Below are 22,200 nucleotides of genomic sequence, written 5' to 3'. Positions count from 1 at the left end.
CCGGATATGAAAATAAGAAATATAAAGAATCCAGTGCCTATTACGAATATTGGAGACCCTTATGTACTGAGACATGAAGGGATATATTATCTGTATGCAACCAGCAGGTTCCATGGATTTTATTGCTGGAAATCGGATAATCTTTCGGATTGGTCGGGTCCCAGGATATGTTATCGTGCAACGGATAAAAGCTTTGGAGACTCCTGCTTTTGGGCTCCGGAAGTATATGAGTTCAAAGGCAAATTCTATATGTACTACACTGCGCAGTGGAAAATATATTCGCAGGAGCAATTGCGAATAGGTGTAGCCGTTTCTGACACACCGGAAGGGCCCTTTCTGGATGTTTACGATCAGCGTCCAATGTTTGACCCCGGATACGGAGTCCTGGATGCACATATCTTAAAGGACGGAGAAAGAAACTATTTGTATTATTCCAGAGCCGGTGCAAATCATATTGTAAACGGAGCCAAGGAGGCTGACATTTGGGTTGTAGAACTGGGAGACGATTTCATTACGGTCAAGGGAGAGGGCTATTGTATTCTCAAGCCGGAGCAGGCATGGGAAAGAAAAGAGCCTGAAAAAAAACAATTTTGGAATGAGGGCCCTTTCGTGGTAAAGCATAATGGGTATTACCATCTGATGTATTCGGCAAACTATTTTGGCTCACTATACTATGGAATAGGAGCAGCTGTCAGCCGTAGTCCCACAGGCCCCTTTATAAAATACGAAAATAATCCTATTCTGTGTGCAGACAAACAGATTTCAGGTCCTGGCCATAACAGTGTTGTCTCTGATTCGGAAGGAATGTTGTATTGCATCTATCATGCCCATACCGATTACAACATGGCCGGAGAAAATCGTCAGGTATATATAACCCGAATGGACTTTGAACAGGATCGGATTGTACTGCGCCACCCTCCATTGACAGTCTAAGTGTATAATTTCATTAAGTGAGGAGGATTAAAATGCAGGAACTTAGTTTCACTTTTTCTAATGCGAGTCTGATTGTCGGCAGTATTCATATATCTGCCATGATTTATACCTTCACAAATGTCTATTCATTGGATCCTTTAAAGAGCGGTGTCACCGTCAAAAAAAACAATACCCTTTTACAATGTAATGGGTTGCTTACTGCAGGCGGTCAGCTTACCGCTCCGGGATATGCCGAGATCCGGGTAGATACTAAGGATGATACCACCGGTATTACATTTCAGGGATTTATAGATCATGCTGAAGAGGAAATCCGTTCGGTTAAACTGATCGTATCCGAATTTCCCGTAGGAGATATTATCAATTTGATTGATGCCCGAAAGCGCCCCATCACCGAGGAGGGTTTGTGTTTCAAGTATCCAGAAGGATGGAGAGACGCTGGAACTCCATTGGTGGTGTTTAATCAGCCGGATGGTTGTTTCCTGTATTTTCAATCCTTGGATATTTGTGTTAGAGAAAAAACATTTGTATTTCAAAAAGCAGACGATACATCCTTTATTGCTGAATTAATATATGAAGAATTGGCCACTGAAATGACCAATCATATTCAGGTTCCCAGATGGGAAATCGGACTAAGAAAAAGTTTGAGAGAAATATATCGCCCCTTTATGGTACATATCCAACAGGCTTATAATTTGGTGCCCTGGGAGCAGCGTACAGATGTGCCTTCGTGGGCTCGAGAGATATCTCTCATTGCTGCAATCCACGGCCAGCACTGGACTGGATATATCTTTAACGATTATGCTGCTATTTTGAATAACATAAAACAGTTGTGTACCTATATCGAACCAAAACGAATCCTGGTCTATTTGCCGGGGTGGGAAGGGCGATACTACTGGAAATATGGTGCGTATGGTCCAGATGTACGCATGGGTGGCGAGGAAGGGTTTCGACGATTGTGCAAAGAAGCAAAAGAACTGGGAGTACATGTAATGCTCATGTTTGGAATCAACGTAAGTGGTATACATCACGATGGATTTAGTCATTGGGGAGAACCTTCTGAACTGAGAACCGCATCTGGTAACATAAACCGCTCCAGTGTGGACTGGGATGCCTCCAGACATTATGATCATAGCTCTAACCGCAGCCTGAATCCAGGCGCTCCTAAATGGCAGAACAGATTGACCCAGCAAATTCTGACACTCTGTGATGTATATGGATTCGACGGAGTCTTTCTTGATATTGCTGCAATTTGGAAAAACGACCCAAACCATAATGTTTACAATGGTGTAAAGCAACTTGTCCATAAACTTCGCCAGGATCATCCAGAATTGCTCATTGCTGGTGAGGGCTGGTATGATGGACTTTCCGCCTGCATTCCTCTTCTGCAATGTGGACACACAGACGGAAAACTGCACTGGCATGACGAAGCATATCCGCCAATGTTTGACACTTATTCAAGGAATTTTGGACACCTTTGTCTTGGAGATCCTGGTCGGTTCAGTACAGGTGTGCATGAACTAGGTGCCAATCCTCAGTGGAGAACACCGTTGAGAAAAGGGATAATTCCTACGTTGACAATTGTGGATCAAACGCTTCAAACTTCTCCGGAAAAGGTTCAAAAGATCATACAGGATGCGAAAACTTATGCCGCTCGATTTCTGTAACGGCAATGATCGGCAAGAAAGGTATCGAGAAGGATATTGAAGAGTCTTGCGACAAGATAATATATAATGCATTTAGGAAAATCAATAGGACGTCTTTCGACATTCCCTCACAGTCACATGACGATTGATGATACCTCAACGCTTGTCATGGATACACTGATTGTTTTTTGTGCTGCTGCAGTGTTATGGAAAGCTTTCCATAACACTGCAAATATCACCAGTACCAACGTCAACACTTTAAGTGTCTTCATATTACATTTCCTCCTTCGTTTATTTCCGAAGGAAACCATCAGATTATCCTCTGACTTCTTTTCAACTATACGTAAGTATCTTATCATAGGAAAGGAAATTCTTTTCTCTTCATCCAATCCCTTATTTAAAGCATTTCAGCACCCTTTAATAATACAAACCTTCTCCTCCACCCTCTTTTCCCCATCCTTCACAATCACCATATCCCCTTCGATCACCACTTCCGGCATCTTCCTCATATTCTCTTCCGCCCGTTCAGACCGGTCCCCGAATACGCAGGTAACAATTACATGTTCTCCCGGTTCCAGCCTGTGTCTGATAACCGGCAGTATGGTGAGATTATAAAGTAAATTGGTGTTCGGAGCACAGTCGATCACTTCCCCGTGACCTCCGTCTAAACTGACCGCCCCGCTGATTCCCCATGGGAGAACCGCAAAAATGCCATTTTCCGTTTGCTTAATCTGATCCTGGGTATATTTTCCCGTTTTTTCTCCCGGTTCCACCCGGAAATTCGGATCCGCCTCAATTGAGAACCCGCCATCCACCAGATCGATCTCCCAGGAAGTCTGTATTTTGTGAACCCTCACATGCCAGGCCCCCCAGGGAATAATCAGGCTGACAGCCTTAACGCCCTTCATCAGATCATACTCCGCCTTTACCGCCCTTTCATTTACTTCAAATGCATTTACCCCATATCTCATGCGGTAATTATCATCATCCGCCAGAGAAACCGCCAGAGTGCAGTCAAAGGCACCTTCCCTGAGCCCCGGTTCCCTCGATACGCTGAAACCGAACTGGTTGGAATAAACGAATTTTTCATACTTTTCAGGGCAATGGCCATGGTTTCTGCAGTGCTGTCCCGCCGTATACGCCAGGACATGGCCCTGATCCTCATGGCAAACCAGCATATGAGGCTGGGAAAGAAGCTTCTGACGGTCAAACTCATACTCCTTCTCCTCTGCCGCCCAAAATGGATGGCTGTCCGGGAGAGCCAGCATAATGAATGCCTTTAACCCCCAATAAGGGGATCCCGGCCCATTATAACGTTCGCTCATGAACAGGTTGGGATAGCCATAACCGATGGTTAAAACACCGGAATTGTCAAAAATAGGCCGTTTCAGCCAGGTTTCCAGGTTGGACAGCACCAGATGTTTCATCACTCCATAATCGATTCCCTCCACCTGCGCAAATGCCGATGCACCAAAGAATGCGGAATGTGCGAACCGGTAAGTCAGGCTGCGCCCATAGGGGATTTCATTCCCGTCATTAGAAAACCAATACACAAAATCCCTGGAAAATTCCGCCGACCTGCTTTTTAAGATTCCGCAGTATTCCGGCTCATTTTGTTCCATCATCCCAGCATAAATCAGACCGTAAAAATGCATGGCAAACGGAATATAGTAATCCACCTGACCTGCATTTCCATCATAATACCATCCGCCGCCTGTATAACAGTCTTCGATCACTTTCCGGTCCTTCTCCATACATTCTTCAGACCATGGCAGGCCAAGAAGGCGGAATGCCATGTTTACCAGTATCCTGAAATACCGCCAGTTGTTGGGATGTACCTCCCGCCTGTTGATCTGATCCAGAAAATGATAGAGATTTTCCTTCTGACCGCTTGTTAACGGTTCCCACAACTGATCCGGAGACAGGCTGACCGCTGTGACTAACGCAGCCATTTCCACCATCTTCTGATCATAATCCATCACATTTCCCCAGTATTCGTCACTTTGCGGATCCGTTCCGTGAATGATTCCCTCCAGATACCAGGCGCGCCATTCCTCCGCTTCTGCCCTGATGTCTTCATTGAGCCCATCCAGCCCTGCCCACAGAGGCCCCAGGCCCCAGAGAATTCTGGCAAACCCTTCCATTCGGGAAGATTTTTCTCCATAATGAACGCCGGTATTTCCCACATGCAGCCATGCGTGCCCCGGACTGTAAAACGCCTTTAACGGACGTATCATCTCAAGCAGAACCGCCGCCGCATCATTCCTGTTTCTGATCGTCAGATGTTTCATATACCTCTCCTTCTTCCTTCTAAAAATGCCTATGCTATAACACTTTAATCATTACCCGGAAATGCCCCTGCCGGTCCGGAGCTGCCACAAGTTCCCAGGCTTCAAATCCACCGGCCAGAAAAAATACCGGTGCCGGCTGTTTTAACCCATGTTCTGATTCTATCTCCACTGTACCGCCATTTCTTTTTATCGTTACCCGGTTTCCGTCCATCCCGTACCCGTCTCCATGACGGCCGATGACCGGAATGATCAAAGACGCTCTTCTCTCCTGATCTCCTTCGATCCATCCTTCTGCCTGGAAGCCATCTTTGTTCCATGTATAAATCATCCGGCAGTAAACCGGGGATTTCAGGGATTTGCGGCCGATATCCACCAGCTCCGCCTTTACCTCAGCATAAACCTCATCCTCTGCCTGCTTCACCTGTATCTCTGATCCATAGTCAAAAAATTGGGAATATACCTTTTCATCCATCTCCGTCTCCACCCGCATGGTAAGGGGCCGGTGCTCCGATTTTTTAACGCTCAGCTGCATATTATGGGCTTCTTTCAGGCTGTAGGCCGTCATGGAAGATACCAGAACAGGCCCGGTTTTTTCATGCCATAACAAGGTCACACAGCCGCCGGAGGCATGGCCCCCTTTCATGTATTCGAAATCATAGCCTGTTAATGTGGATAAAAAACCGCCAAATGATATTTTGTAGGTATCGATTGTCGGAAAATATCTGACCCTATTCCCACTTTCAATCGGCAGTTTCACCCTGATCCTATCCATCCCTCCGCAATCCAGCACCGCCGCCAACGCTTTCGCATGGCAGAAGGTATGATGGATACAAGGCTCTTCCCCATGGCTCCAATAATCCGGTCCCCCGTATAACAGCCCGTCATGGGTACAGGCCCGGTACAGGTTCAAATTTCTAAGAGCCGCTTCCTGAAAAACAGGCTCTTCCCCGCCCCAGGTTCCATAAGCCGTCTGGCAGCCGTCCGAGGTCCTGCTGCCCCAATAAGTCCATTTGAAGTTCCTGCTTCCAAAGCTGTTGTCCCACGCCCCGTCAGGCAGCATGAATTCAAGCTGGCATTCCAGCAGCTTCCTCACCTTTTCAAGCAGTTCGGCATCCTTCAAGACCCTGGCACAGATCAGCAGGGACGGGGCTGTTTCTTCCACATTATATCCGATATCCACAGGACGGCAGCCCCTTTTCGTTATCTCTTCCCTGGGCATTCCTTCCCCATATAAAAGCCCGTCCTCCGTAATATGATCCATACACAGCTTTGCCAGTTCCCTTGCCCGTTTTAAATATTCAGGAATATTGAAATAATCACCCGTCAGAGCCATGGCCGCGGCAGCCGTACCATTATAGTTAATATTCGTCACATAATCAGGGGTCAAAACCCGGTAAATCCATTCCGCCCCCCGGCGCATCCTCTCCTCAAACCTTTTTTTCGCATCCTCATCCAATAAATGCCCATGCTCTCTCAGGGAATCACAAATACTGATCACCCCGAACACAGTGATTCCATTCCATTCACTTTGGGCGTCATTATAAAAGCTGCCGTCATCACAGACCATGTTTTCGCCCCAGTCGAACAGACGGAGCGCCGCTTCCTTATACTTCATTTCACCGGTGGCGTCCGCCATATATAAAAGCGGATATACGGCGTCATGGCATCTGCCGTGGATCACGGTACAGGCCGGACATAACAGGGCCCCGTCAAAGCGTTTCTGCCCCGGCATATCAAGCTGATGCCTTAAAAGGCCGTCACACCAGGTTTTCAACAGTTCAAAATACTCATCTTTTACCATATCATAAATCCTTTGCCGGCCAGCCGCAAAATCCCCTCCACAAAGAAATAATCCCCATAGATCAATGAGACATGGGTATCCTCCAGCTTTCCGTAAGTTCCCGTTCCATTTAACAAAATTCCATCATTTGACGGATCCCAGTCACAGTGTCCTGCATCCAGGGCCGCCAGCATTCTTACCGCGCTTTCATAGTAAAGAGGCTTTTCCAGTTCCGGAACCATCTCCGCGATCTGAAGCAGTCCGCAGGCCGCGCAGGCCGTAGCTGAGGTATCCCAGTAAACAGGCTCTTTGGGCGCCCTGAAATCCACCAGTGACACATAACCGGTCAGGGCCGCATTGGAGATAAAATAGTGGGCCGCTCTTTTCGCCCCGTCCAGATACTCCTCTTTTTTCGTATGCAGGTAGGCCAGAGCCAGACCATAGACGGCCCATGCCTGGCCTCTGGACCAGGAAGAACCTTCCCCATAGCCCTGCCCGCCGGGATGTTCCAGAAGTTCTCCGTTTACAGGGTCAAATACTGCGATGTGATTGCAGGAGCCGTCCTTCCGCTGCAGGGATTCCAATGCCGTATGGGCATGCCGGTCCGCGATGTCGGAATATCTGGGGTCGTCTTCCTCTTTAGCCGCCCAATATAACAGCGGGATATTCATCAGACAGTCGACGATCATCCATCCCGTCTTAGTTCCGTTCCATGCGCGGATAAAATTTCCGGCCGGGTTAAAACGCCCTGCCATCAGATTGGCCGCATGGAGGCCCCTCACCCTGGATTCCTCATTCCCGGTCAGGCGGTAATCCGCAACCGCGGTATGCAGAAACTGGAATCCCACGTCGTGATGCAGTCCCACATAACGGCGCAGCGCCTCGTCCAGTTCCATTTCCGTCTTTCTGGCTGTTTCCATATACAGGGGATTGCCCGTACACTGATACATCTGCCAGTTCATCCCTGCAAAAAATCCATTGGTCCACCAGGAGAGCTTGTTCTCCCTCATGTCCTCCAGATACCTGCCCTCTTTTGCCATATAAGGGATTCTGCCGTCCAGCCTGGCGCATTCCGCTAAAAGCTTTTTATCTATTTTACCAATTATTTCCTGAACTCTCAATTCCATTTTTCAATCTCCTATTATAACAGTTCTGGCGGCTACTCTTTCACCGCTCCAATCATAGTCCCCTGTGTAAAATATTTCTGTAAAAACGGATAAACACATAAAATCGGAACCGTGGCAACCATAATCGTCGCATATTTAATCGACATTCCCACCGATTCCTGATCGATCATTCCCACGCCGGTTGTCATGGAAGAGACATCATTCTGCATCAGAATCTCCCTTAAAATAACCTGCAGCGGATACATTTCCCTGGTACGGATGGTGGCCGACGCCCAGAACCAGGCATTCCAGATACCAACGCCATAATAAAGGACCATGACGGCCAGCATGGCCTTCGAAAGCGGAACCACAATACTGGCCAGGATTTTCAAATGTCCTGCCCCGTCTATTTTAGCCGCTTCAATCAGGCTTTCCGGAATACTTTCAAACGAAGTCCTTAAAATAACCAGATTATATGTATTAATGAGGAAAGGAATGATCAGTCCCCACAGGCTGTTGGTTAAATGAAGATCCTTCATATTCAGATAAAATGGGATCATACCGCCGCTGAAAAACATGGTGAAAATGATCAGCAGCATAATCGCCTTTTTAAACATCACATTTTTCCTGGAAAGGAAATAGGCTCCCAGGGAAGTCATGATCAGATCCAGGGTTACGCCCACAATCAATATGAACAGGGTATTTCCATATCCTTTGAGGATCATGGGGTTATTGAACACTTTTTTATAGGCCTCAAAGCTCATTCCCAGCGGCTTCATCAAAAGCCCGGTGTGCTGGGTTAAAAGATTGCTGTTGCTGAAAGACGCCATAGCCACATACCAGACCGGATAAAAACAGAGGATGATGATAACGGTCAGAATGATGTAATTGAATACGGAAAATATCCGTTCACCTTTTGATCTTTTTACTTTCATTTCCGCTCCTCCTACCAAAGACTTGTTTCGCTGTAGCGCTTGGATATCTTATTCGCCAAAATAAGCAGCGCAAAGTTAATTACCGAGTTAAAAAGGCCGATTGCCGTAGAATAACTCCAATCCTGCTCCAAAAGGCCGATTCTGTATATATAAGAAGAAATGATATCGGCCGTCTCATAGGTGGACGGATTATATAACAGAATTGTCTTTTCATATCCCATATTCATCAAAGAACCGATCTTTAAAATGAGCATGATGATAATGGTGGGAGTGATGGCCGGAAGGGTGACATTGATCATCTGTTTCCATTTTCCCGCCCCGTCGATCTGTGCGGCTTCATAAAGCTGGCTGTCCACGCCTGCCAGGGCCGACAGATAGATGATGGAGCCCCAGCCCACCTCCTGCCAGATACTGGACGCCACATAGATGGTCCGGTACAGTTTGGGATTCTGCAGAAGCGGGCTTCTTTCCCCTCCAAACATCACGATGATGTCATTGAACAATCCGCTGGTCATACAGAAATTGGTCAGCATTCCCGTAACCACGATCATGGAAATAAAATGAGGCAGATAGGTGATGGTCTGGGTAAGGCTCTTAAATTTCTTTCCCCTCACCTCATTCAGCAGAAGCGCCAGGATAATCGGCGCCGGAAATCCGAATAACAGGTTATAAAAACTCAGCAGGATCGTATTTTTAATCAGGCGCACAAAATATACGCTGTTAAAGAAACGGATGAAATTGTCGAATCCCACCCATGGGCTTTTTTCCACTCCAAGGGCCGGAGTGTAGTCTTTAAACGCAATGATCGCCCCATACATGGGCTTATAATGGAACAGAATATAAAATAAAAGAACGGGTATGACAATGGCATACAGAGCGCGGTTTCTCTGCCAGTCTCTCCTGGCCCGGCTCATAAAATCCTTTTTTTGATTCATAGCGACCTCCAAGCATTTCTATTTAATGGGATAAAACAAGCGGGCTTGATTCTGCTTACTTTATCAATTTCCCCGCCGTCTGAATTGTTGCTAAAAAGGCCGGTTTCCACATTATCCGTGCACACACAGCAGATAGGTTTTTATGAGGAAACCGGCAGTTTTATCTAACGGGCATTGTAGCGGTCTAACGCTGCATTCTGAATTTCCAGAGCGCGGCTCAATCCCATATTTTCAATATTCTTTACATACTCATCAAATTTATCTAAGCTTTCAGTGCCAAAGATAAATTTCAGCGCCATTTCATCCCGGTAAGTATTGATCTCGTTCATAATGGTCGAGTATTCTTTACTTTCCTCAGAAGTTGGAGTGATCGGCGGAACTTTATGCTTTTTCGCGTTGGTCGCGCCCCATACATTCGGAGTTTCCTTCTGGGCATCGATGGTGTAATACTGTGTCAGGTAACGGAGATCCTGAACAAAAGGTCCGTTGTAGTTGCCGCGGATATAAGCGCTCATCGCCTGTGAAACAGGCCATCCGTCAGGGTTCTTTAAGATCCAGTCCGTATAAACCGGATTTCCGTCCACCATTGTATAGGATTCGCCTTCCACGCCGAAGTTGAACAGGAAATGTCCATCCTCACCATAAGCATAATCCAGCAGTCTTGCCGCACGCTCCACATCTTTGCAGGAGGTTGTGATGGCAACGCTGGCAGGTCCTGTATACTGGTTGTCGATCTGTCCGAATTCAGGCTGGGCGCCTTTTTCCAATGTCGGATAAGGAGCAGCTACCAGCATATAGTCCGGTTCAGATGTAACGCCCGCATTGATCCAGGCGCCCATACGGCTTCCGGCAAACCCTAAAGAGGCTCCTGCCGTTCCGTTTGTCATCTTGGCATTTACCTGGTCAAACTGCAGAGTTGCCAGATCAGGGTCAATGAGCCCTTCCGCATACCACTGTGCCATTGTTTTTAAATACTCTTTATAATTTTCTTCCACCGCACCGAAATAGATCTTTCCGTCATCTCCCACATAAAAGCTTCTGCAGGTGTTATAGGCATAGGCAAATGGATCATTGTCCTTGAAATCATTTCTTGTGTATTCCGGACACCATGGAGCTGTGGAACCCTTTTCCGCTTTAAACGCGGTTAACACATCATGCCATTCATCAATGGTGGTGGGAACTTCCAGGTTCAGTTCGTCCAGCCAGTCTTTTCTCAGCATCGGTCCGATGGTGTTGCACAGTTTGGCGTCTCCGCGGATGAACGGGAATACATAATAATGTCCTTCATCCGTTTTTATCATCTTATCAATATCAGGGTTTTCAGCCAGATATTTTGTAATATTCGGGCAGTACTGCTCAAATACGTCGTTTAACGGAATGATAATTCCATCCTTAATCGCCTTTTCCGGGCCGCCCGGATAATCATTGATCCAGTTATATTCCATCACATCAGGAAGGCTTCCGTCAGCCAGTATCAAACTGAACTGCTCCTTCTGCTGGCCTGCCGGCGGATGCATGAATTCAATCTCCACTCCGGTGGCGCTCATCCACGCTTTTGCAAACGGCGTCTCTCCAAGGTTTGAATAGTTAGGGCTCACAGTTCCCTGAAGTTCCGCCCAATAGGTCAGCTTGTCTCCTGCCGCCATAGGATAGGAAAACTCTGCTGCTGCCTGTGTCTCCCCAGCTGCACCTGTCGTTGTCTCTTTTGAGGCTTCCTGTGAAGCCGCTGCCGGCGCTTTCGTTTCTTCTTTCGCGCCTCCGCCGCAGCCGGAAACTGTTGTCATAACAGTTGCTGCCGCCACGAATAATGATAACCATCTTTTCTTCATTATCACTTACTCCTCCTTAAACATTTTGATTTGCTTCGTGTTTCCAGAATATCCCATGACGAATTAAAAATATATAGAAAAAATGCAAACTGCATGGGCAAAAATTCAACATGCAGTTTGCATTTTCTAAAATCAATAGGCAAAACTTTAAAAATTGGTGATTTGTTTCTTTAACTGGCCCGGTGTAACCCCTTTTTTCTTCTTAAAAACGCGGATAAATGTGCCGCTGTCCCCAAACCCGGACATCTGACCCGCCTCGATCACGCTGTATCCTTCCTTCAATAACTGCTCCGCCTGCTCAATTCTGACCGAGTTAATATAATCCAGAAGGCTTTTCCCGGTCTGTTTTTTATAAATTGACGACAGATACGCCGGAGTCATTTTAAACTGCTGGCTGGTTATGGATATGTTCAGATCAGGATTGCTGTAATTCTCCCGGATATAGGCTTCCACCTTCTGGCTGAAAGAATTATCCCCATCCATCTTTTTCTTTTCTTCCGCAATCTTTTCACAGATCAGGTCCACAGCTTCATAAAAATGCTGTTTTAATTCCGGAACCGGCTGTTTTACGCTGAATCCCCTGTTAAAATCCAAATCCCCCGCCGCGTTCAGATATCCTCCTGCGCTGGCCCCTTTTAATAAAGTTCCGATCATATCAAAGATCAGGCACCTGCAGACGCTGGTGGATACTTTTCCGTTAAAATTCTCCTGAAATACCAAATCCATCTGTTTCTTGGCCGACTGTTCATCCCCTGCCTTAATGGCATTGATAATCCTCTGTTCCGCTTCTACGGAATACCGGTACTGGGGCTGTATATCCTTGACTTCATCGAAGCTGACTAAATCCGTATCCAGAAGATTGATGTAGCTTTCCAGTTCCAGCGCCTGCTGCCAGGAAGCGTGAACACCGCCCAGGCCCTGGCAGACCGGCCCTAAAAGGGCGCAGAAGGAAAAACCGAACTGATCCTGGGTAATCTGCTGGACATTTTCTATATTTTCCCTCAGGACGGCATGATTTTCATCATATTCCGGCCTGTTGACAATCACCGCCACATTCTCTCCCAGCTCCACCAGTTCCACCTGGAAATAGTTCAGCAGCGTTTCTTCCAGTATATTTTTCAAAATGAATTTACGCAGGGCATTTTCCTGGGCACATGCCTCATAGTTCCTTGTCTCCACAGCCCTGCTGCTCTTAAACTCCAGTAAAATCACCTGGTTAAACGCTTCCGGCAGACGGATCCCATACATGTTCAGGTTCTCTAATTTCCCGTCATATTCATATTGCAGAAGCTGGGACAGATAATATTCCTTCAGGTTCTTCTGGTTATGGCGGAGCAGCCTTTTAGAATCCACCTGATCCTTAAAGAACCGGTTCACCTGGTCATTCAGCCACTGGTACTCATTCTCCCCATCTTTGATGTCGTCATTGCTGTATCTGCGGAACACCTCCATAATGGACCGGATCGGATTATAATTCTTCTTCGTGAGATAATGGGAAATGAAAAATCCCACAACCAGGCAGCCGAATAATCCGAGAATCGCAATCTGTTTTACGTCCTGAATATCCTTTTCCAGCGCTGAAACCGGGATTATGGTAACGTATTTCCATCCCGTGGATTCAGACTGGCGCACAGAAAGGATCCGTTCATTACCGATCACCTGTTTCCCGGTTCCCGCCACAACGGATAAATCTTCATACCGGAATGCTTTTCCAGGTTCTCCTGCCATATTCCCGATGATTTCGTCCTTATCATTGATCATGAAAATATCCATCTGGTCATTCCATTCCATGGAACTCAAAATCTTTTCAATCTCTGAAAAATTGACGGCAATACATACGGTTGCCGACGCATCCCTGATATCCATGCCCAGATCGCTCATGGTGAACAATAGGATCTTATCCCCATTTTTCTTCTGAATCACCAGGTTGTCCGCATAATGGACTTGTCCCACATAATCTTCAAACGCTTCCAGCGGATAGCCTTCACTTTCATAGTACAGGCGGTAATACAAATCCGCAGACATATTCCCCTGTATGCTGGAAATCAGCTTTGTATTTTTAAAATAGATAAACACATCGCTGATGAAGTTCTCAGACACGCCCAGATTGCTCAGATCTTTAAAAATATCGTAAAGCATGATCTGATCTGAGGTATCGAACTTATTTTTAACCCTCGAAGCTTTCTGAACCTTCATATCCATGGCCAGACGGCTGGAAATCTTGTTGATTTCCTCAATTTTCTGGTCAATCTCCCGCTGCACCATTTCAAGCATATTATCATTCATCCTGGCTGACTGGCCCTTTATCACATTTAATGTGACTATGTAGATTAAAAAACCAAGCAGTATTGGAATCAACAGAATTCCAAGATATGATAAAAGCATTCTGACATATACTTTCGACTTTTTCTGCATCCCCGGCCTCCCCAATCGTTCATTATCCTGACAAGAAAACGTCACCGAAAAACAGCTCGCATCAGCTGCGTCCGGTGACGGCTTCTACCATTCAATCATATGATAGATTGATTCTCTTTGTCAACCCTGGAGTAGATTCCTACAGCGAATTCAAAAAAATCTGATTGAACCGCTCCAGCTCATCATACATGATCCCATGCCCCGAATGTTCCAGCTGGTACAGCCTGGAATTCTTAATATACCGGTGCTGGATCATCGCCAGGTCATTGGACACCACCTGATCCTTTTCCCCATGTATGATCACCGTAGGAACCTTCACGCAGTTTAAATCCGCCCTGCCGTCCTCATCCCGCAGGGCATAAGCGCTTTTCACGGTTCCAAGCCCGGATGCGGACAGAGCGATATCCTCAAACCAGTTTTTAACAGCTTCCCCATGCGGGCTGTCAAACAACTGTTTATGGCTGAAATCATAAGCCAGCTGAGGCCGGTCCGTGGACGCCTGGCAGATCAATTGATTTACATAATCTACAGTGAGCCCATAGGGAAATCCCTGACGCTGGGTCCAGACCGGAGCAGCCGCTGCCAGCAGAACCAGCTTTTTAACGCCATGACCGCAGTGCCGCCTCATATACCTGAGGACAATGGCTCCGCCCATGGAAAAACCCACAAGGGTAAAGCAGGATAATTTCATCGATGTCACCACCTGGTAGATATCGTCCGCCATCTGATCATAACAGTATCCGCAGGCCGGCGTATCCGACATGCCAAATCCCCTCAAATCGACTGCCACAACCCTGTATCCGCATTCCACCAGCGGCCCGATCTGATATTCGTATATCTTATGGGATAACGGCCATCCATGAACCAGAAATACGGTTTTATTACCGCACGGGTTATAATCGTAAACTGCTATTTTCACTCCATCTGTCGAATTAATATAAAACATAAATACCTGCTTTGAATTTTTCATTATATTATTATATGGAAAATCTGCTATACTGGTAATGATTCCAGTTACAAATTTAAAATAAATTGCCCGGAATGCCCCTGATTACAAGTCCGCACCAACGTTCAATCACCGGTTTAAAGGATCGGACTTGTTCACCGGCGTTCCTTTCAGGCAGAATCGAGGCATATATGAAATACGAACACATCCTGCGGGGGACCTTTTTAGAAAGGCCAAACCGCTTTCTCGCCCGCGTCGCGGCAGATGGAAAAGAAATCATCTGCCATGTAAAAAATACCGGCCGCTGCCGGGAACTCCTCCTCCCCGGAGCACAGGTTTTTTTGCAGCATCATCCCGATGCCGCCGCTTTGGGAAGAAAAACAGAATATTCCCTGATCGGGGTCAAAAAAGCAACTTCCCGGGGGGAGCTTTTAATCAACATGGATTCCCAGGCCCCGAACCAGGCAGCCTTTGAATGGCTGTCCGCTGCCCCCAGCATCTCAGACCTGCGCCGGGAAGTGACCTTTCAAAGCTCCCGTTTTGATCTGGCCTATACAAGAAACGGCCGGCCGGCTTTTATGGAGGTGAAGGGAGTGACTTTAGAAGAAAACGGCATAGCCAGATTTCCAGACGCTCCTACAGAACGTGGAATCAAACACCTTCTGGAATTAAAACATGCCGCACAGGAAGGCTATGCGGCATCTGTTTTATTCGTTATTCAAATGAAAGGTATCCACGAATTCCAGCCCAACATGGCTGCCCATCCCGCATTTGGAGAAGCCCTCCGGGATGTGTCGGAATCAGGCGTACACGTGATGGCTTATGACTGTCTGATAACAGAAGACAGCATGACCCTGGACCGCCCGGTAACGGTCAATCTTCTTTCTCATGACCGGTAAAGGCATATCCATTTTTACCTGACTTCTTGGCCTGATACATGGCTTGATCCGCCGCCTCATACAACTTTTGGAAATCGGTTCCGTCTGCGGGACAGACGGCGATGCCGATGCTTGCGGCAACGTCATAACCGGTTTCCAGGCTGATCTCATCCAATTTACTAAAAATCATCTCCACCTTCAGCCTGGCAATATCCTGATTTTTCGTATCGGACATAAAAGCGATGAACTCGTCTCCTCCGACCCTGGCCACCGGATCATGTTCACGGAATATGCTGCGAAGCATCCGGGCAATCCGAATCAGAAGGGAATCTCCTTCTCCATGTCCATAAGTGTCATTTACATGCTTGAAATTGTCCAAATCAATCATGAAAAGGAAACCGTCCCCATGTGTTTTAATCAGGTCGTTGACCCCAGCCTCAATCGCCTTTTTGTTGAGGATTCCCGTCAGGCCGTCTCTGTTGGCCTTATTCAGAAGATCCAGTTCCCTTTTCTTGCGGTCGCTGATATCCAGAATGGTTCCGATCAGGAATCCGGGCCCCATGCCGTTTCCCCCCACCATCTGGCATCTGCATTCTCCCCAGAAATACATATCCTGGCTGTTCTTAAAACGCATCTCCCATTTCTGTGGCATTCCGGTTTTCTTCGCCCGGTGAAAATATTCAAACAGCAGCGTTCTGTCCTCCGGGTGAACAACGGTTAATTCATGCTTTCTCAGCTTTTCAATATGGTCGCTGCCGATTTCAAAATATTCCGATACGTTAGGCGAAAATTCCAGATAATCTTCCTTAATATTATACTGGAAAATGATGATGTCGGAAAAGCTGGCCAGGGTCCTGTATCTGGCCTGTTCCATAAAGATCGTTTTTTCATGGGAATAAATCAATCCAAACACCACCGCACAGGCGGCCACAATCAAACTGATCACCATACAGGTGATGAAAACGGTGTGCTTCATCACCTCTTTGGAAGTCACGTTTACTTTATCCGTATAAGAAAACTTTACGATATTCCATTTCTTATACCCGATGGCCGCTGTTGTAATATAAAAAACCTTCTGTCCCGGTATGGAGATTTTAATCGACATATCGCAGTCTCCCTGAAGCGCTTTATGAACCTGCTCAAGCACCTCTTCAGAAAGTCCATTGTCCCTTAAATCAATCAGCAGGTTCTCTCCTATGACCTCGTCCTCCTTGTCACTGTAGAGCACCGTGCCGTCCTGGGATACTATATACTGCTTAAACGTCTCATGCATCACATGATCGGTTGTGTTGTCGGTTAAAACCCCTGCCGCCATCACACTCCGCAGTGTTCCAATGGTTCTTCCATCCCTCACCACCGGCTGGGCAACTGCAAAGTAATACCCCTGCAGCCGGTTGGAATACCGCAGGTCCGCCAGAACCGGTTCCCCCCGTTCAAGCTGTTTGAAAATCTCATAGTCCCTTTCGTTGGATCCCATCATGTTAAGCTGTTCTTTCAGCAGTCCAATAGGCAGATAGGTAATCCGGTATTCCGTCAGTGTGCTCACATCTTCCAGATATTTTGTAAACCACTCTCCTTCCGGATCAATGCCGGTGGAAGTCAGAAGATCCCCGGTCGCCTTCATCCGTCCCAGCAGCTCCGTAATTCTGGCCTCAACCTGCCGGCTCTGGCTGACTGCGTCGGAAGTCAGGTTCTCTTCCTCCAAATGCTGGAATTCCCGGTCTATCCGCTTTCCATACTGGATAAACAATAAATCTACAATCACGCTGAAAATGATGAGGCAGAGTATGGATACTGCAATCGGAACTTTTGCGTATCTGTACTTTTTCAGCATAGAAATCCCCCCTCATCTCATACTTTCCTCTTTGTAGTTAAAGTATAATATAAAGGGCATAGGATTACAACTCAATTCAATACGTATTTTAAACGGTCTATGTTGTAATTCAGGATTAATTCTTCCGGATAATCCAGTTCCTGCAGCAGCTTTTCACTGTAGTCCAGGCATCCCACATCATACCAGATATGGGCGTCGCTGCCCATGATCACACGGATTCCAAGCTTTCGCGCATATTCCAGCATGATTTTTAAATTCCGGGACGCGTTCTGGCGGGATGCGTTAGGGCGCAGGGAGGAATTATTGATTTCCAGCACGATGTCCATCTCCCTGGCAGCCGCCGTCAGCCGGTCATACTCCAGAGGATACCGGTCGTCGTCCGGGTGTCCTATGATCTTCACATATGGATTCTTCATAGCTCCAATCAGGGCATCCGTATTCTCCCTGGGGGTGCCGGACTTGATACAGGGAACATGCAGGCTGGCAATTACATAATCCATCTTTCCCAGCATTCCGCTGCTCATATCCAAACGCCCGTCATAATCTATGATATTGACTTCCATCCCCGTATAAATCCGAACTCCGAAAATCTCATCCCGGATCACTTTATAGTTGCCGAAAAACAAGGGGCCGCAGGTTCCCGGCATATTTTTGCTGTGGTCCGAAGTCCCCATGGCCAGAAGCCCCTTCTTCGCAGCCTCTTCAATATTCTCTTTCAACGTGCCGAATGCATGTCCGCTGGCTGCCGTATGCGTATGCAGATCAAATAATGGTTTCATCTTAATCCTCCATGCCGGAGCGTTTTAATGTGCAAATTTTTCGTTACGTAAATTTTGCGTTACGTAAATTTTGCGTTACGTAGGCACGCGCTGAGAGTTGCAGATTCTCAGCTGCGATTCAAATTTGTGGCTCCGTCACAAATCTGGGTGTTAAAAATAAGCCTTCAGGATTATTTTTAACACCGCCTCTGTTTCATAACGTTTCTTTCCTAAGTATAAACGGTTTTGGACAAACTGGAAAGACCTTCCATGATAAAAAATTTCCTATATTGAAAGATACCCTTGATATCAATCTCATTGTCTGTTATTATATTGTTTGAGATTCCTGGGGTGCCGTGCGGCTGAGAAAGTTTTTACTTACCCATTACCTGATCTGGATAATGCCAGCGTAGGGAGTGAACAAATACTTTTCCATAGATAATACCTTCAGGTCTCTTTGTATTTTCAATTACGAAGGAGGTCTTTTTTTATGTCTGAAACAACCCAAAACCATGTTACTTACGGTTCCTGCTGTGCCGGAACCTGCGGCGCTTCCAAAGACATCACCGGATGCCGCTTTACTCTGGCTCCCATGAGCGACCGGTATATCGATATCATTTTAGGCGCCATCCAAAAAGTGGATACGTCCAAAGTGTGGGCCAATACGGAAAAACATTCCACCCTGTACCGGGGAAAACGGATTCATGTGCTGGACGCGGTAAAAGCCTGTTTTGTACACGCTTATGATCCCAGTGTCCATATGACCATGGAAGCTACATTTTCCAAAGGCTGTCCCGGAGACACGGATGCGGAATCCTATCTGGCCGAAGACGATACCCTGTTGAACGACGCTGCCACCAGAGACATCCATTTTCCTGTGCTCTGCAAAATATCCCTCTATCCCATGGGTGTAGCCAACTATATGGAACACATCGCCCATATCGTTAATTATGCCATCGATCAGGGAATCTATGCAGGTTCCACCCACTATGTAACCGTGCTGGAATGCGACATACAGAAACTGTTTGACTACTTTAATTATGTGAATGCCTACTGCGCCGAACATATAAGCCACTATGTATTCGAAGCCACCTTGTCTGTCAACAGCCCTACAAAATAATTTTAACGGAGAAAAAATATGGAACAATCAAATACCTGGAAATTAAAAGATATTCTAATGGTTGCGATTACCGCCATGCTCTTTGGCGTCGTATACCTTGGCACCGTTTATTTAGGTCAGTACCTGACCGTTTTATTAACCCCTGCCGGTTATGGAATCCTTGGAAATGAGCCGGTCTTCGGCGTATGGTTCATGGCCGCTGTATTCACCTCCTATGTCATCCAAAAACCGGGTGTGGGAGTGGTGGCCGAGATGCTGGCCGCCCTGCTGGAAGTGATGATGGGCAACTTCTACGGGCCGATCATTTTCGTCAGCGGATTCATACAGGGAATCGGTGCGGAAATTGGATTTGGAATCTTCGGATATAAAAAATTCAACTATGCCACCACCATGTTATCAGCCGTGCTCTGCACCGTTCTCAGCTTTTTATGGACCGGCCTGCGCTACGCATACTGGACCTTAGATCCCAAACTGGTGATTTCCATCTTTGTGATCCGTCTGATAAGCTCCATCATCTTCTGCGGAATCGGCTGCAAGCTCTTAGGCGACGGACTGTCTAAAGCCGGCGTGTTAAAGGGATATGCGTTAGGACGGAAATCACTTGATCTGGATGAAGAATAGAGGGAAAACAGTGGAATTTTTATCAGCTGACAACGTAACTTTTCGCTATTTCGAACTGGCAAAACATAATATCCTGGAACATGCCTCTCTCAGCATCCATCCGGGCACCATTACTGTGATTATAGGAAACAGCGGCTGTGGAAAAAGCACCATGGCCGCTGTTTGCGCCGGTTTATACCCGGAAAACGGAGGAGAGCTTTTAAGCGGCGCCATCACCCTTTGCGGCCGGGATATCCGTTCCCTCTCCCCTTCTGAGCGCAGCCGGTACCTGACCCTGATGTTCCAGAACCCAGACCTGCAGTTCTGCATGGATACTTTGAGAAAAGAACTTCGCTTCTGTCTGGAAAATATCTCATTTCCCCCGGAGGAAATGGATTCCAGGATTGAGGAATTTGCTGCCGGCCTGTCCATAGGGCCTCTTCTGGACCGCAGTTTTTCCACCCTTTCCGGCGGAGAAAAACAAAAAGCTGCCCTCTGCTGCCTTCTGGCCCTGGGTTCTCAGGGAATCCTTCTGGATGAGCCCTTTGCCAATATTGACCCGGAATCTTCCAGGGAAATCGTAAACCTTCTAAAAAAGCAGAATTCCGCCCATCACACCACCATCATTGCCATCGACCACCAGCTGGACAACTGGCTCACTGCCGCCGATGAATTTATCCTGATGGGAAAAGGGGGACAGATCGTCAAACGGGGAATTACGCCTGAAAACCTGGATCAATACGAGGAACTGTTCCTGGCACAGGGCGTTTTCTTTCCCGGACGCCAGTATCCCAAGGCGGAAAAAGCGCCTTCTGGGGGAACGGCCGTGGAGTTAGACCAGGTATCTGTCAAATCGGGTAAGAAGGAACCATTTTTACTGGAAAACTGTACCATCCGCTTTGAATATGGACAGATGACCGCCCTGACCGGCCCATCCGGCACAGGAAAGACCACCCTCTTCCATGCCCTCTTAAAACAGCGCCCTTACACCGGAACCATACGGATAAATGGAAATGATTTACGGAAAATAAAAGAAAAAGATTTATTTCAAATGGCAGGAATCGTCTTCCAAAACCCTTCCCAGCAGTTTACCACCACCAATGTCCTGGATGAGGTCATGGAAAACTTAAACATCTGGTGCCCTGGTTTAAATGACAGTCAAAAAAAGCAGCGGGCCAAAGACCTCATGACCCAGTACGGCCTTTGGGAATACAGAAGATACTCCCCCTACATGCTCAGTCAGGGCCAGCAGCGGCGTCTGGCTGTCCTCTCGGTGCTCTGCGGGGAGCAGAGAATCCTGCTGCTGGACGAGCCGACCTACGGACAGGACGACCGCTCCACGCGGGCCATCATGGAGCAGCTCCGGCTAAAGGCCAGGGACCAGGGGCTCTGCATCGTCTTCTCTACCCATGATTTAAACCTGGCCGCCTGCGCCGATATCACCTATCACATTCAAGAAAAGGAGCTGAAGCCATGTCAAAGATCAACCCATCTGTAAAAGCCTTCACCGTGCTGGTCTGCGGCCTTTTGATCTCCTTCAGCTATTCGGCCCGGCTGAACGGCCTTTTAATTCTGGTCTGTCTGGCCCTCCTTGCCGGTTCCAGGGTCCGCATGGCTTCAGTGGTTAAGATCCTGATTCCGGCCACCCTGGCTGCGGCCAGCCTCTTTTTTGCCGCCCTCCTTCATACGGGAAACGCCCCCGGCGCTCCAGTCACCGGCTCCCTGAATTTCGGCGTCATGTCCTATTCCATGACATCTGTTTCCAATGCGTTCCAGCTGGCCCTCAGAATCTACGCCTACGCATTTTTAGGAATGCTCTTCGCCCTGACCACCGATTCGGAAGAATTCATCTACAGTCTGATGCAGCAGTGCCGACTTTCTCCCAAATTCGCGTACGGAGTTCTGGCCGCCTATCACCTGCTGCCCACAATCCAAAGGGAATACGCATCCATCCGCATGGCCTATAAGGTGAAGGGATACCGCATCACGCCCCTGTCTTTCAAACCCATCTTTTCCATGCTGGTGAACACCATGCACTGGTCGGAAAATGTGGCCATGGCCATGGAATCCAAGGGATTTGATGGAACTAAAAACCGGACCTATTCTATTAAAATGACGGTGCAATGGTATGATTACTGCTTTTTTATTTTATTCACATCCATGGTAATTTCGGCATTTATCTTCCTGTAAAAACCGC

The 22,200-nt window shown here is 47.2% G+C and carries 18 protein-coding genes and 1 riboswitch; of the genes, 7 read left to right on the top strand and 11 right to left on the bottom strand.

The genetic code is table 11. The features are described 5' to 3' along the window. Positions 1-6: 6 nt before the first annotated feature. Both GPL15_RS11080 and GPL15_RS11075 read left to right on the top strand, forming a co-directional pair. Complete coding sequence (locus tag GPL15_RS11080) at positions 7-933, top strand: glycoside hydrolase family 43 protein (protein ID WP_215698739.1); 927 nt, start codon at positions 7-9, stop codon at positions 931-933. Positions 934-965: 32 nt separating this feature from the next. Then, positions 966-2,597 carry a DUF6259 domain-containing protein gene (locus GPL15_RS11075; protein WP_215698738.1) on the top strand — a complete coding sequence of 544 codons (1,632 nt, stop codon included), beginning with the start codon at positions 966-968 and terminating at the stop codon, positions 2,595-2,597. 113 nt (positions 2,598-2,710) lie between these two features. On the opposite strand, the gene GPL15_RS11070 is transcribed toward GPL15_RS11075, so the two are convergent. The 9 genes from GPL15_RS11070 to GPL15_RS11030 form a co-directional block, all read right to left on the bottom strand. Then, positions 2,711-2,848 carry a hypothetical protein gene (locus tag GPL15_RS11070; protein WP_215698737.1) on the bottom strand — a complete coding sequence of 46 codons (138 nt, stop codon included), beginning with the start codon at positions 2,846-2,848 and terminating at the stop codon, positions 2,711-2,713. A gap of 135 nt (positions 2,849-2,983) precedes the next feature. Further along, positions 2,984-4,867: a DUF2264 domain-containing protein gene (locus tag GPL15_RS11065; protein ID WP_215698736.1), complete on the bottom strand. Its 1,884-nt coding sequence runs from the start codon at positions 4,865-4,867 to the stop codon at positions 2,984-2,986. A 34-nt stretch (positions 4,868-4,901) separates the two neighbouring features. Next, the gene (locus GPL15_RS11060; RefSeq protein WP_215698735.1) at positions 4,902-6,668 is read right to left on the bottom strand and encodes a hypothetical protein; all 1,767 of its coding nucleotides are present in this window, start codon (positions 6,666-6,668) and stop codon (positions 4,902-4,904) included. Then, complete coding sequence (locus tag GPL15_RS11055) at positions 6,662-7,774, bottom strand: glycoside hydrolase family 88 protein (protein ID WP_215698734.1); 1,113 nt, start codon at positions 7,772-7,774, stop codon at positions 6,662-6,664. The genes GPL15_RS11060 and GPL15_RS11055 overlap by 7 nt, the downstream gene beginning before the upstream one ends. A gap of 32 nt (positions 7,775-7,806) precedes the next feature. Continuing rightward, positions 7,807-8,688, bottom strand: coding sequence for a carbohydrate ABC transporter permease (locus tag GPL15_RS11050; protein WP_215698733.1), 882 nt, complete (start codon positions 8,686-8,688; stop codon positions 7,807-7,809). 11 nt (positions 8,689-8,699) lie between these two features. After that, entirely contained in the window at positions 8,700-9,623 is a 924-nt protein-coding gene (locus tag GPL15_RS11045; RefSeq protein ID WP_215698732.1) for an ABC transporter permease subunit, read from the bottom strand. Positions 9,624-9,787: 164 nt separating this feature from the next. Continuing rightward, positions 9,788-11,452 carry an ABC transporter substrate-binding protein gene (locus tag GPL15_RS11040; RefSeq protein WP_215698731.1) on the bottom strand — a complete coding sequence of 555 codons (1,665 nt, stop codon included), beginning with the start codon at positions 11,450-11,452 and terminating at the stop codon, positions 9,788-9,790. A 147-nt stretch (positions 11,453-11,599) separates the two neighbouring features. Further along, positions 11,600-13,867, bottom strand: a complete 2,268-nt coding sequence (locus tag GPL15_RS11035; protein ID WP_215698730.1) for an AraC family transcriptional regulator — start codon at positions 13,865-13,867, stop codon at positions 11,600-11,602. Between the two features lie 139 nt (positions 13,868-14,006). After that, positions 14,007-14,813: an alpha/beta hydrolase gene (locus tag GPL15_RS11030; RefSeq protein ID WP_215698729.1), complete on the bottom strand. Its 807-nt coding sequence runs from the start codon at positions 14,811-14,813 to the stop codon at positions 14,007-14,009. A 191-nt stretch (positions 14,814-15,004) separates the two neighbouring features. Here GPL15_RS11030 and sfsA point away from each other — a divergent pair, with 191 nt between their 5' ends. Further along, positions 15,005-15,712: a DNA/RNA nuclease SfsA gene (sfsA, locus tag GPL15_RS11025; protein WP_215698728.1), complete on the top strand. Its 708-nt coding sequence runs from the start codon at positions 15,005-15,007 to the stop codon at positions 15,710-15,712. On the opposite strand, the gene GPL15_RS11020 is transcribed toward sfsA, so the two are convergent. Together GPL15_RS11020 and GPL15_RS11015 are read right to left on the bottom strand one after the other, a co-directional pair. Beyond that, positions 15,687-17,525, bottom strand: coding sequence for a diguanylate cyclase (locus GPL15_RS11020; protein WP_215698727.1), 1,839 nt, complete (start codon positions 17,523-17,525; stop codon positions 15,687-15,689). The two genes, sfsA and GPL15_RS11020, sit on opposite strands and share 26 nt — an antisense overlap. A 71-nt stretch (positions 17,526-17,596) precedes the next feature. After that, complete coding sequence (locus GPL15_RS11015; protein ID WP_215698726.1) at positions 17,597-18,304, bottom strand: phosphatase; 708 nt, start codon at positions 18,302-18,304, stop codon at positions 17,597-17,599. Positions 18,305-18,620: 316 nt separating this feature from the next. Then, a riboswitch (TPP riboswitch) is annotated at positions 18,621-18,717 on the top strand. Between the two features lie 56 nt (positions 18,718-18,773). Here GPL15_RS11015 and GPL15_RS11010 point away from each other — a divergent pair. The 4 genes from GPL15_RS11010 to GPL15_RS10995 are packed head-to-tail and all read left to right on the top strand — an operon-like array spanning position 18,774 to position 22,193. Then, positions 18,774-19,403, top strand: coding sequence for a Ykof family thiamine-binding protein (locus GPL15_RS11010; RefSeq protein WP_215698725.1), 630 nt, complete (start codon positions 18,774-18,776; stop codon positions 19,401-19,403). A gap of 18 nt (positions 19,404-19,421) precedes the next feature. Next, complete coding sequence (locus tag GPL15_RS11005; protein WP_215698724.1) at positions 19,422-20,024, top strand: ECF transporter S component; 603 nt, start codon at positions 19,422-19,424, stop codon at positions 20,022-20,024. Between the two features lie 10 nt (positions 20,025-20,034). Beyond that, positions 20,035-21,501: an ABC transporter ATP-binding protein gene (locus GPL15_RS11000; RefSeq protein ID WP_215698723.1), complete on the top strand. Its 1,467-nt coding sequence runs from the start codon at positions 20,035-20,037 to the stop codon at positions 21,499-21,501. After that, positions 21,477-22,193, top strand: coding sequence for an energy-coupling factor transporter transmembrane component T (locus GPL15_RS10995; protein ID WP_215698722.1), 717 nt, complete (start codon positions 21,477-21,479; stop codon positions 22,191-22,193). Before GPL15_RS11000 ends, GPL15_RS10995 begins: the two co-directional genes overlap by 25 nt. Positions 22,194-22,200 lie beyond the last annotated feature (7 nt).

Source organism: Clostridium sp. MCC353 (genome assembly GCF_018785315.1).
Lineage (GTDB): Bacteria > Bacillota > Clostridia > Lachnospirales > Lachnospiraceae > CHH4-2.
This window is presented reverse-complemented; position numbering and strand designations above follow the sequence as displayed.